The sequence below is a fragment of the Rhodomicrobium udaipurense JA643 genome, assembly GCF_000636015.1.
Lineage (GTDB): Bacteria > Pseudomonadota > Alphaproteobacteria > Rhizobiales > Rhodomicrobiaceae > Rhodomicrobium > Rhodomicrobium udaipurense.
Genome location: NZ_JFZJ01000106.1, coordinates 1 through 11,361, shown reverse-complemented (window position 1 = coordinate 11,361; position 11,361 = coordinate 1). Strand labels below are relative to the sequence as shown.

Below are 11,361 nucleotides of genomic sequence, written 5' to 3'. Positions count from 1 at the left end.
CATCACGAAACACCGTCTGTGCCGCAGCGGTGCTTGCGCTCACATTGCTCGCCCTGCCTTGCGCGGCGCAGACGGACAGCGCCATCGATCCGTGCGCGCGTATGGAAGTGCTTCCCGGCTCGAAGTTGTTCGCCGAAAACTGCACCTTCTGTCACGGGCCCGATGGCAAGGGTGGCGGCATCCTCGCGAAGGAAATGAAGCTCACGCCGCCGGACCTGACGACGCTCGCAGAGCGCTCAAACGGCGCGTTTCCGACGGAATACGTCTTCAAGCTTCTGAAAGGCGAAAGCGGCAAGTCGCACGGCGGAATGCCGAACTGGAAGTCGATCTTCACCGATGAATGCGGCCCTGCGCCCGCAAACCGCGCGGTTACGGAGCTTGGCGTGTACGTAAAAGGCATCCAGGCGAAGTAGCTTCGCGAAGCGATTCGGCCAGCCATGCTCGCGGCATTACGTCAGGCCGGAAAGGCGGCAACCTTGGCCGCTTTCGCCGACTCGCGATGCTCATACATGCTTGCGGCTTCGGCCAGCAGTTCGACGTTGGGAACGACAACGTCCCGCGTCGAACGAAGCTCGATCAATCCTTGCTGCTTCAACTGGCTGACCTTGCGGCTCACCGTTTCGAGCGTCAGGCCGAGGTAATCCGCCAGCTCGGATCGGGTAAGCGGAAGCTCGAACTCGGCGCAGTTTTCGTGAACAGGCTGGGCCCCGGCATTGCGAGTGCGCCGCGCGATGATGAGAAGCAGGCTCGCCACGCGTTCGTATGAGGATTTGCGCCCAAGCATGAGCGTCCACTCGCGCGTCACGTCAAGTTCCTGCACCGTGAACTCGAACAGCCATCGCTGCATATCCGGGATTCGAGAAGCGTTTCAGCGAAGGTGTGGCCCAGAAATTCCGGCGCATAGACGAGGCCGATCACGTGGCGCTCGCCTTCCGACGTTGTTTTGATCAGCTTCACCACACCGGAATTGACGGCCGCGAAAGAGATGGCTTCGTCGCCGTCGCGAAAGATGTAGTGATTTGCTGGAATGATCCGGCGACGCGCAATCGAACTCAGCCGTTCGAGTTGCTCCATCGACAAGGCCTGGCAGATCCCGCGATGCCTTATGAAACAAGCCTCGCACCGGCTGGCATTGAAGTGGGACCGTTCCGCCGCAGGGTTGGACATGATCTTCAAGCGAGATGCCTTCCTTCACGTTATGGTTATCGTAGCGTGTGAAGCTGTCCCTGTCCAATACATGGCGATCACAATAACCAGTGCAGAGAATTTTACATTTTGCGTCCCGGTGGCCGCAGGCTCTCGCACGATGTAAATTTAAAAAGCTCCTATAGAATCAGATGGTTGCTAGCGGCGCTTGATTCCGGCATTTGCACGCGAGTGCTGCAAACGGCTGCAAACGGCTGCAAATGCCGGAATTGGTCCTTACGCGTGCTTGAATTGCGGAGGCCGCTTCTCGGCGAAGGCTGCCATGCCCTCTTTCTGATCCTCCGTCGCGAACAGCGCGTGGAACGCGTGGCGCTCGAACCGCACCCCTTCCGACAGTGTCGTTTCAAAAGCGCGATTGACCGATTCCTTGGCCAGCATCACCGAGGGCAGCGAGAAGCTCGCGATCTTCTCGGCGGCTTTCAGCGCCTCCGCGACGAGATCGGCGGCGGGAACGACGCGCGCCACGAGCCCCGCGCGCTCGGCCTCGGCCGCGTCCATGTGGCGCCCGGTGAGGATGAGGTCCATCGCCTTCGCCTTGCCGACCGCGCGCGTGAGCCGCTGCGTGCCGCCCGCGCCGGGGATCACCCCCAGCATGATTTCCGGCTGACCGAATTTCGCTGTGTCGGATGCGATGATGAAGTCTGCCATCATGGCGAGTTCGCAGCCGCCGCCCAGCGCAAAGCCCGAGACGGCCGCGATCACCGGCTTGCGGACGCGCGTGATGCGCTCCCACGGCGCGATGAAGTCTTGCAGGATCACGTCGCCGAAGGTCTTGTCCTTCATCTCCTTGATGTCCGCGCCCGCGGCGAACGCCTTCTCGGAGCCGGTGATTACGATAGCCCCGATGTCCGCATCCGCCTCGAAGGCGTCGAGCACCTGATTGAGTTCCGCGATGAGCTGTGCATTGAGCGCGTTCAGCGCCTTGGGCCGGTTCAGCGTGATGAGGCCGACCCTGCCCTTTTTCTCGCAGAGCACCGTTTCGAAAGACGCGGGTTGAGAAGATGCGGAAGTCATTTCGGGTGTTTCCTTTCAGATCTTTGCCTGACAGCGCGGGCAGAAAAAGGTCGAGCGCCCTTGTTGGGCTTTTCTTACGATGAGCGAGCCGCACTCATTATGACACGGCTCGCCGCCTCGCCCATACACGTGGAACTTCTCCTGGAAATGGCCGCCGTCGCCGTTGGCGTGACGGTAATCGCGGATCGAGGAGCCGCCCGCGAGCAGCGCGTCTTCGAGCACGGCCTTTATCGCGGCGCAGAGTCGTGCGGCCGCCGCCTTGCCGCGCCTGCCGACACCGAGCGCGCCCGCCTCCGCATCCGGCGGCAAGCCAGCGCGAAACAGCGCCTCGCATACATAGATGTTGCCGAGCCCCGCAATAATGCGCTGGTCGAGCAGGAACGCCTTGAGCGCCTGCGCCTTGCCCGCCGCGCGCGCCGCGAGATAATCCGGCGTCAGCGCATCGGACAACGGCTCGATCCCGAGCGCGCGAAATAGCGGATGCGCGGCCATCTCGCCTGCCCCGAACAGCGTCATGTAACCGAAACGGCGAGGGTCGTTGTAGCGGATCACCTCGCCGTTGCTCATCGCGAAAACAACGTGGTCGTGTAGCGCGTTGGCGGCATGCTCGTAATAGAACGAGCCGGGCGTCACCGCGCCCTCCGCCTTGTGCTCGATGGTGAAGCGGCCCGTCATGCCGAGATGCATGGCGAGGCAAAGGCCGCTGTCCGCTTCAGCCACGATGTATTTCGCCCGCCGCGTGAGGCGCGCGATGCGTTGCCCGCGCAGGCGTTCGGCGAAACGCGGCTCAAACGGAAAGCGAAGGTCGGCGCGGTTGAGCGTGACGGCGGAAAACGCCGCGCCTTCCATGGCAGGGGCGAGGCCGCGCCGGATGATTTCGACTTCGGGTAATTCGGGCATGGGCCTCAGCGTTCCGTCGCGAAATAAATAGGCGTCACCACCGCGAAAGCAAAGCCCCCGTCTCCCCGATCAAGGAACGGTGTTTCTGGTCGACCAGCGAACATGAAAAAATCGATACATAAATTCACGGGCTCGCCAATAAGTTGCCATCTGTTCGCCCTAGAGCGCCGTTGTGCTTGGCGCATACGGTCAACCAGACGGAGACACGGCATGTCGTTGCGCAGAATTCTTATTGCTTCCATTCCCGCATTTTTCGCGGCAACCACCATCGCGTCCGCTGAGCCTGTGGCCTATTCGTTCGATCCCGGTCATACGACAGTTCGCTTCTGCTGGAACCATCTGAGCATCAGCCGCCAATGCGCTCAGTTCAAGACCTACGAAGGCGAAGTGCTTTACGACGCGGCCAAGCCGGAGAACAGCAAGGTCAACATCACTTTCAAGACCGACAGCATCGAGACGCTGGTTCCGGTTTTCAACGATCATATGAAGGGCGACAAGCTGTTCGATGCCAAGGCTTTCCCCGACGCGACCTTCAAGAGCACGAAGTTCGAACGCACGGGCGAGAAAAGCGGCAAGGTTTCAGGCGACCTGACGATCAAGGGCGTGACGAAGCCTGTCGTTCTCGATGTCACGCTTAATTTCGACGGCGCGCATCCGATGTCGAAGAAGCCTACGCTCGGTATCGGCGCCACCACGGCGATCAAGCGCACGGACTTTGGCGTATCACAGGCCGCGCCGTTCGTCTCCGACGAGGTGACGATCGATATCCAGACGGAATTGAACAAGAAGATCTAGTTCGAAACCTGAACACGTGGGCGCCGTCGTCAGAGCGACAGCCCACGTGTTGAACTTCAGCTTGAGAAAGCCGCGTCCGAGTTGATGAATGATGCGCTCGTCCGAGCGCGCTCCCGGACGCCACCGCATTATCCCGTCCGCCTCGCCGACGAAGGCCCCCGATCCTTTCCGCCCCATGCCCTGACCCGAGCCGCACCCCAGGCTGACGGCGCGCTTTTGCACGAAAGTTTCGCGCAATCACGAAAGAGTGTTCAGCCGCCCGGTGTCGCTTTTCTGCGCGCCGGTGCCCCGCAATAGTGCCGTCGAACAAAGCATTATGCCTAAATATCAGGCGATTTATTGCGATTGCTTTAGAAATAAGCGCCCAATTTTCAAGCCATCCTCGACAAAGCGGTAAGTTTAAGGTCGATTCGCTGCGCTCCGTGTCGCATGGACGAAAGCTCGCCTTTGGCACAGCTTTTGAAGTCGCTGCGGAAGCCGTGTCCACGCGATCCCCTTTTCCTTCGCGCCGACACGTTAGAATATGCGCGTGTTCGAGGCAGGTTGTTGGAGGATCAAAACATGAAACTGGTGATGGCGATCATCAAGCCATTCAAACTGGAAGAAGTCCGTCAAGCCCTCGACGGTCTCGGCGTCGAAGGGCTCACGGTCAGCGAAGTCAAAGGCTACGGCCGTCAGAAGGGGCATACCGAAATCTATCGCGGCGCGGAATATGAAGTGAACTTCGTTCCGAAGATCAAGATCGAAGTCGTGGTGGCCGACGAGCAGCTTGATAAAGTCATCGAAGCGATTTCTTCGACGGCGAAAACGGGGCAGATCGGAGACGGCAAGATTTTCGTGTCGACGATCGAACACACGGTGCGCATCCGCACGGGCGAAACCGACGCTGATGCTGTTTAGTAAGAAGGGAAAATCAATGACACCTGTCTGGCGTAATCTAGCTCTTCTAGGGGCAACAGCCCTGGGAGCGATGGCTCTCGTCGATCCATCGCTCGCCCAGGAGGCCGCGACCGCGGCAACGGATGCCGCCGCAGCGGCGCCCGAAGCAGTAGCCGAGGCCGCAGCAGCAGTCGCGACGACGGCCGCGAAAGCTCCGGAACTCGTTATCAGCAAGGCTGACGATACATGGGTTCTCGTCTCCACCATTCTCGTTTTCATGATGTCCGTGCCCGCGCTAGCGCTGTTCTACGGCGGCATGGTGCGTACGAAGAATATGCTCTCGGTCCTCACACAGGTTCTGGCGATCCAGTGCGTGGTGATGATCATTTGGTTCATCTACGGCTACAGTCTCGCCTTCACCGCTGGTAGCGGCGCAAGCGCTCCGTTCGTCGGCGGCTTCGATCGCCTATTCCTTTCCGGCGTCGATGTCTCCACGGCAGCGGCGACCTTTACTCCCGGCGTCGCAATTCACGAGCTGACGTTCATCTGCTTCCAGATGACCTTCGCCACGCTGACTACGGCGCTTGCCATCGGCGCTTTTGCTGAGCGTATGAAGTTCACGGCGGTTCTCGCTTTTGCCGTGCTCTGGCCGACGCTGGTATACTTCCCGGTCGCTCACATGGTGTGGTCGAACCCCGGGCCGGCGGACCTCGCGTTGAACAATGAAGCAGCCCTCGCGGCTTCGGGTTTCGGCTTCCAGATGGGCGCTCTCGACTTCGCCGGCGGCACTGTCGTTCACATCAACGCGGGCCTTGCGGGTCTGATCGGTGCGCTGCTCGTCGGTCGTCGTATCGGTTATGGCAAGGAGCCCATGCCGCCTCATTCGCTCACGCTGACGATGGTCGGCGCCGCGCTTCTGTGGGTTGGCTGGTTTGGCTTCAACGCCGGTTCGGCACTCGAAGCAAGCGGCACGGCTTCGCTTGCGATGCTAAACACCTTCATCGCGACCGCAGGCGCGGGCCTTGCGTGGCTCTTGGTCGAGTGGCTCTTCAAGGGCAAGCCGAGCCTTCTCGGCCTCGCGTCCGGCGTGGTTGCGGGGCTCGTGGCCGTTACTCCGGCGGCTGGTTTCGCAGGTCCCGCCGGGGCGCTGATCCTCGGCCTTGTCGCGGGCGCCGTGTGCTTCTTCTTCTGCACGGCGGTCAAGAGCGCGCTCGGTTATGACGACACGCTCGACGTGTTCGGCGTCCATGCCATCGGCGGCATTCTCGGCGCGATCGGCACCGGCATCGTCGCCGCTCCGATCTACGGCGGCACGGGCGTGACCGACTACACCAAGTGCGAAATTGTCAACGGCGTCCTGACGGCCAATTGCCCGATCGGCGAATACGACCTCGCCGCTCAGGTTCTTATCCAGCTCAAGAACATCGCGCTTACCGGCGGCTGGACCATCGTTGGCAGCGTCATCGTGTTCCTCATCATCTCGGTGATCATCGGTCTGCGCGTATCCACGGAGAAAGAGCGCGAAGGTCTCGACATCTCCGAGCATGGCGAACGCGCGTACAACATGTAATCGGCGCGGACGGCATAAGCGCCGTCCGAACCTCCTCTTCAAGGCAGCAACCCGCTGTCTCCTGCCGAGCTTTTTCGTTTTTCTTCGGATTGCGAAATAGCTTCCTCTCTGCTTCGAGGCGTTTTCAAGCGAACGCGCATCCACTTTGCTTGAAGTACTCGCGCTGCGCCGAACGCCTCCCTCCCGGCGCTCGGCGTGGCGGCGGGGCAAGCCCGGGAACCCATCTCCCGGGCTTTTCTATCGCCCCAGGGTTTTGCCTTCCGTCTCGCGGTGCTAGACTCCGCAGCTTGACGTTGAAGCAACCCGGTGCCCGCCCGTGTCCGAAACCGAAACCTCGCTGTCCACGATCCAGTCGCCCTTCCCGCGCCTTCGCGACCTCATCGAAGGGCTGAAGCCCGGCGCTTCTCCCATCGACATGACCATTGGCGAGCCGCGCCATGGCGTGCCGTCGTTCGCGGCAGATATCATCGCCGAACACTGGAAGAGCTTTTCAAAATATCCGCCGATCAACGGGATCGCGGAACTGCGCCAGGCCATCGCGGCGTGGCTCACGCGCCGCTACGCGCTGGCGTCGGGCGTCGTCGAGCCGGACAGGCACATTCTCCCGCTATGCGGCACGCGCGAGGGTCTCGTTTCGGCGATGACGCTGGCGGCGGCGAAGAAGAACGCGCGCGGGGCCGCCGTCCTGATGCCGAACCCGTTCTATCAGGCCTATTACGCAGGCGCGCTCACGGCGGGTTGCGAAGCTGTCATGCTCCCCGCGACCGCCGCGAGCGGCTTCCTTCCCGACCTCGACGCGCTCGATCCGAGGCTCCTCGACCGCACGGCGGCCTTCTACATCGCATCGCCCGCGAACCCTCAGGGCGTTGTGGCCACCCCCGCCTATTTCGAGCGGCTGATCGCGCTCGCCCGCCGCCACCAGTTCTACGTTTTTTCGGATGAATGTTATTCGGAGATTTACCAGCACGAGCCGCCCGCAAGCGCGCTTCAGGTGGCGGCGCAGACCGGCGATCTTAACCGCGTCCTCGTCTTCAATTCGTTGTCGAAACGCTCGAATGCGCCGGGGCTTCGGTCGGGCTTCATCGCGGGCGATGCGAGCTTCCTGAAGGACTATCTGCAATATCGAAATGTGGCCTGTCCGCAGGTGCCGATCCCGATCCAGCATGCATCGGTGGCGCTTTGGTCCGACGACGCGCACGCCGCCGAAAGCCGCGCGCTCTATCAGGCGAAGTTCGCCGCCGCGAACGAAAAGCTGGGCGGCTTGCCGAATTATTACGAGCCTGCGGGCGGCATGTTTCTCTGGCTCGATCTCTCGCATTTAGGTGGAGGTGTCGAGGCCGCGAAAACGATTTGGAAAGGATGCGGTGTCAAAGTGTTGCCTGGGGCCTTTCTGGCGCAACCGGACAAGCGCGGCTTCAATCCGGCGGGCGATTACGTCCGGCTCGCGCTGGTGGACCCGCTCGACGTGACGCGCGACGCCGTGGATCGCCTCGCGTCGATGCTGTTGTGAGATGGCCGCGCGGTCGGCCATGAGTCCGGTTAGTCGTCCGGTATTTTCGTGGGGTGGCGTGCGCGCATGGAGTCGAGGCAAAGGTTTCTGCCGAAAGCGCTGGCGGCCGAGTTGCGGCGTCTGCCGTGGCGCGTGCTGGGCTTCTCGCTGGTCGGGATCGCGGCCGCGATCTGGCTTGCGCTGATAAGCTGGTCCTATGGCGACCCAAGCCCAAGCTATGCCACCACATCGCAGCCGCATAATTGGCTCGGCCATCGTGGCGCGAGCGTCGCAGATGCGATGATGCAGGCGTTCGGGCTTGCCTCGCCCTTCCTCGTTTTCCCGATCTCGGTGTTCGGCTTCCGCATCTCGGGCGGTCACATCCCCTCGCGTCCGCGCCTGCGCCTCGCCTACTGGGCAGCGGCGGCGCTGCTCGTGCCGGCCTTCTTCGCCATGTTTCCGACGCCGAAAACGTGGGTGCTGGATACGGGCCTCGGCGGCATCGCGGGCGACTTCGCGGCTGCGCTCGTTGCGAAGGCAACGGCAGCGATTTCACCTTCGCTCCTGTGGCCGCTCTTCGGTCTTGTCCTGCTGCCCGCTGGCGGGTGGTGCCTGCTTCGGGCCTGCGGGCTGAACTCCAAGGTTCTCCCCGCGGCGTTCCAGTTGGGCGGCGAGGCTCCGGCGAAAGGCAAGGCCAAGGCGAAAGCCAACGAAGAGCCGCTGATCGACAAGGCGGCGGCTTGGGCGAAGCGCGTCTCCCAGCAAGGCGGCGGCGCACTCGCGGCGTTCGCGCATCCCGGCGACTATTGGCTCGCGCGGGTTCGCGAGGAAACGCCTCCGCCCGCTCCGTCGCCCGCCCCGGCGAAATCGCCCAGAAAGCCCGCGCCGAAGGCCGTGGAGCCTTCGCCCTTCTCGGACTGGGGCAGCCGCCCGTCGCCTTCGCTCGGCGGTTCCGAAACGCGGCGTGTCGATGCCGAACCGGACGGGCTTTTCGAGGATGTGCGCATCGAACCGTTCTTCGGAGTGCGCCGCTCGCCGGGTTCCTCCGCGGGCGCCACGGCGAGCGGAATGTCCGACGATGACAGCGAGCCGGTTTCGCCGATCCGCCGCCTCACGGGCAAGGCCATGGAAACGGCGCTGAACGGTGCGCACAAGATCATCGAGACCGGCACAGCGGCCGCCGCAGCCGTGAAACGCCAGAAGCCGCTGATCTACGTGAAGGCCGCCAACGACGAGCCCGCGCTTCGCACTGACGACGAGGTGCTCGAACACTTTACGTCCGCGCTGCCGCCGCTCTCGCTGCTGTCGCCGCCGCCCGTTGCCTCGGAGCGGCCCGGCGCGCACGATCCCATGCTGATGCAGCGCGCGTCCGGGCTGATGGGCGTGTTGGGAGACTTCGGCGTGAAGGGCAAGATGTCGGGCATTTATCCGGGGCCCGTCATCACGCTGTTCGAGCTTGAGCCCGCGCGCGGCACGAAATCCTCGCGCGTGGTGGGCCTAGCCGACGACATCGCGCGATCCATGAGCGCCGTCTCGGCCCGCGTCGCCGTGGTCCCCGGCCGCGACGCCATCGGCATCGAACTGCCGAACGCAAAGCGCGAAATGGTCTCACTGCGCGGCATCATCGAGTCGAACGCGTTTCAGGACAGCCAGGCCGCGTTGCCGCTCGCGCTCGGCAAGTCCATCGGCGGCGAACCCATCGTCGTGGATCTCGCCCGCATGCCGCATCTGCTCATCGCGGGCACGACCGGCTCCGGCAAGTCGGTCGGCATCAACACGATGATCCTGTCGTTGCTTTATCGCCTGCCGCCGAGCCAGTGCAATTTCATAATGATCGACCCGAAGATGCTGGAGCTTTCCGTTTATGACGGCATCCCGCATCTGCTCGCGCCCGTCGTGACCGACCCGAAAAAGGCGGTCGCCGCGCTGAAATGGACGGTCAAGGAGATGAACACGCGCTACGAGAAGATGTCGAAACTCGGCGTGCGCAACATCACGAGCTACAATTCCAAGGTCGCGGCGGCGCAGCTTCGCGGGCAACCGTTGAAGCGCGTCATTCAGACCGGCTTCGATCCCGACACCGACGAGCCTATCGAGGAAGAGGAAATCTTCGATCCGGTGCCGATGACCTACATCGTGGTCGTCATCGACGAAATGGCCGACCTGATGATGGTGGCAGGCAAGGACATCGAATTCGCGGTTCAGCGCCTGTCGCAGATGGCGCGTGCGGCGGGCATCCATCTCATCATGGCGACGCAGCGCCCCAGCGTGGACGTGGTGACGGGCACGATCAAGGCGAACTTCCCAAGCCGCATAAGCTTTCAGGTCACGTCGAAGATCGACAGCCGCACCATCATCGGCGAGCAGGGCGCGGAGCAACTCCTCGGCGCGGGCGACATGCTCTATATGGCGGCGGGCGGGCGCATCATCCGCGCGCACGGGCCGTTCGTCTCGGATGAGGAGGTCGAGCACGTGGCGGCGCATCTCAAGGCGCAGGGCTTCCCGAACTACCGCGACGACATCCTCGAAGACCCGGACGCCGAAGACGAAGCCCCGCGCAAGGGTGGTGGTGGCGACAGCGGCGACCTTTATGCATCCGCCGTGGATATCGTGCTGAAGGACCGGAAGCCGACGACGAGCTATCTCCAGCGCCGCCTTGGCATCGGTTACAACCGCGCGGCCTCGCTCATCGAGCGGATGGAGCAGGAAGGCATCGTCGGAGCGCCGGGTCGCACCGGTCGGCGGGAAATCCTGATCGAGGAGCGCAACAGGGCTAGTTAGCGGCGCGGGCGATGCGCGCCGCCGCATTTCACTTATGCACCGGCATGCCCGCTCGATGACGAATATAGGGCCAGCTCTGCCGTCTCGCCGCGAATTTGACGCTTTCTTGCAAATTCATAAGCGCAAAATTCCGAGTTTTTCACAGGGACACCCCAAGCATGAGCAAGCGCGTCGTTTCGAGCTTAATGGGATCAGGGGCGCGGCTGACGCGGGTGGCGCTCGGCGCGCTGCTGGCCGCCAGCACCGCGACCGCGGCTTTGGCGCAGGGTGGTCAGACGGAAGTCCACAAAACCTATCCCGTTCCTTCCGCCACACCGGCTCCGGCGGCTCCGCCAGCAAATCAGGTGGACACGCTGCCGGTCGAGCCCCCGGCCCCGGCGGCCAAACCGACAAGCCCCATCGGTGGAACGGCATCCACATCGGCGCCGGGCTGGCAAACCGACCTTGCGCAGCAACCGCCGGTGACGCCCGAACCGGCCGCTGCGCCCGTTCAGGAAGCCGACCTCGAAGTCGTCGCCAAAATCAACGACTATTTCAACAAGATGACATTTCTTCAGGGCGTGTTCGTTCAGACGGACCCCGACACCAAGCAGAAGCGCGGCAAGTTCTACCTAGCGCGTGGCGGCAAGGTGCGGTTCGACTACGGCTCGCCGAGCAGGCTCAAGATCATCGCGGACGGCAAATATCTCGCCATCGAGGATCACGACCTGAACACCTCGGACCGCTA

General features: G+C 62.7%; 11 protein-coding genes. 7 read left to right on the top strand and 4 right to left on the bottom strand.

Annotated features, from left to right (window positions below; all coding sequences use genetic code 11):
• Window positions 1–413: c-type cytochrome (locus T281_RS13355; protein WP_155955248.1), on the top strand; the 413-nt coding region annotated here is incomplete at its 5' end.
• Window positions 414–454: 41 nt separating this feature from the next.
• On the opposite strand, the gene T281_RS17900 is transcribed toward T281_RS13355, so the two are convergent.
• From T281_RS17900 to mutM, 4 genes are all read right to left on the bottom strand, one after another.
• Window positions 455–847 (bottom strand): helix-turn-helix domain-containing protein, encoded by a 393-nt coding sequence (locus T281_RS17900; RefSeq protein WP_081796801.1) that lies wholly within the window; start codon window positions 845–847, stop codon window positions 455–457.
• Window positions 802–1,074, bottom strand: a complete 273-nt coding sequence (locus T281_RS19915; RefSeq protein ID WP_052037482.1) for a cyclic nucleotide-binding domain-containing protein — start codon at window positions 1,072–1,074, stop codon at window positions 802–804. The genes T281_RS17900 and T281_RS19915 overlap by 46 nt, the downstream gene beginning before the upstream one ends.
• Window positions 1,075–1,422: 348 nt before the next feature.
• Window positions 1,423–2,220 (bottom strand): enoyl-CoA hydratase, encoded by a 798-nt coding sequence (locus tag T281_RS13345; protein ID WP_037239977.1) that lies wholly within the window; start codon window positions 2,218–2,220, stop codon window positions 1,423–1,425.
• A gap of 15 nt (window positions 2,221–2,235) precedes the next feature.
• On the bottom strand, window positions 2,236–3,120 hold the full coding sequence (gene mutM, locus T281_RS13340) for a bifunctional DNA-formamidopyrimidine glycosylase/DNA-(apurinic or apyrimidinic site) lyase (protein ID WP_037239974.1): 885 nt from the start codon (window positions 3,118–3,120) through the stop codon (window positions 2,236–2,238).
• Between the two features lie 210 nt (window positions 3,121–3,330).
• On the opposite strand from mutM, the gene T281_RS13335 reads away from it, so the two are divergent.
• From T281_RS13335 to T281_RS17885, 6 genes are all read left to right on the top strand, one after another.
• On the top strand, window positions 3,331–3,915 hold the full coding sequence (locus T281_RS13335; protein WP_037239971.1) for a YceI family protein: 585 nt from the start codon (window positions 3,331–3,333) through the stop codon (window positions 3,913–3,915).
• A gap of 561 nt (window positions 3,916–4,476) precedes the next feature.
• Entirely contained in the window at window positions 4,477–4,815 is a 339-nt protein-coding gene (locus tag T281_RS13330) for a P-II family nitrogen regulator (protein WP_037239980.1), read from the top strand.
• Window positions 4,816–4,885: 70 nt separating this feature from the next.
• A complete protein-coding gene (locus T281_RS13325) occupies window positions 4,886–6,364 on the top strand; it encodes an ammonium transporter (protein ID WP_245269245.1) in 1,479 nt (492 codons plus the stop codon).
• A 316-nt stretch (window positions 6,365–6,680) separates the two neighbouring features.
• Complete coding sequence (locus tag T281_RS13320) at window positions 6,681–7,874, top strand: aminotransferase class I/II-fold pyridoxal phosphate-dependent enzyme (RefSeq protein WP_037239965.1); 1,194 nt, start codon at window positions 6,681–6,683, stop codon at window positions 7,872–7,874.
• 66 nt (window positions 7,875–7,940) lie between these two features.
• Window positions 7,941–10,634 carry an FtsK/SpoIIIE family DNA translocase gene (locus T281_RS13315; RefSeq protein ID WP_037239962.1) on the top strand — a complete coding sequence of 898 codons (2,694 nt, stop codon included), beginning with the start codon at window positions 7,941–7,943 and terminating at the stop codon, window positions 10,632–10,634.
• Window positions 10,635–10,792: 158 nt separating this feature from the next.
• Window positions 10,793–11,361: LolA family protein (locus tag T281_RS17885; RefSeq protein WP_202901746.1), on the top strand; the 569-nt coding region annotated here is incomplete at its 3' end.

Excerpts from the sequence above, each read along its gene's own strand:
- T281_RS17900 (WP_081796801.1), bottom strand. The coding sequence starts at position 847 with ATGCAGCGATGGCTGTTCGAGTTCACGGTGCAGGAACTTGACGTGACG.
- T281_RS19915 (WP_052037482.1), bottom strand. The coding sequence starts at position 1,074 with ATGGAGCAACTCGAACGGCTGAGTTCGATTGCGCGTCGCCGGATCATT.
- T281_RS13345 (WP_037239977.1), bottom strand. The coding sequence starts at position 2,220 with ATGACTTCCGCATCTTCTCAACCCGCGTCTTTCGAAACGGTGCTCTGC.
- mutM (WP_037239974.1), bottom strand. The coding sequence starts at position 3,120 with ATGCCCGAATTACCCGAAGTCGAAATCATCCGGCGCGGCCTCGCCCCT.
- T281_RS13335 (WP_037239971.1), top strand. The coding sequence starts at position 3,331 with ATGTCGTTGCGCAGAATTCTTATTGCTTCCATTCCCGCATTTTTCGCG.
- T281_RS13330 (WP_037239980.1), top strand. The coding sequence starts at position 4,477 with ATGAAACTGGTGATGGCGATCATCAAGCCATTCAAACTGGAAGAAGTC.
- T281_RS13325 (WP_245269245.1), top strand. The coding sequence starts at position 4,886 with ATGGCTCTCGTCGATCCATCGCTCGCCCAGGAGGCCGCGACCGCGGCA.
- T281_RS13315 (WP_037239962.1), top strand. The coding sequence starts at position 7,941 with ATGGAGTCGAGGCAAAGGTTTCTGCCGAAAGCGCTGGCGGCCGAGTTG.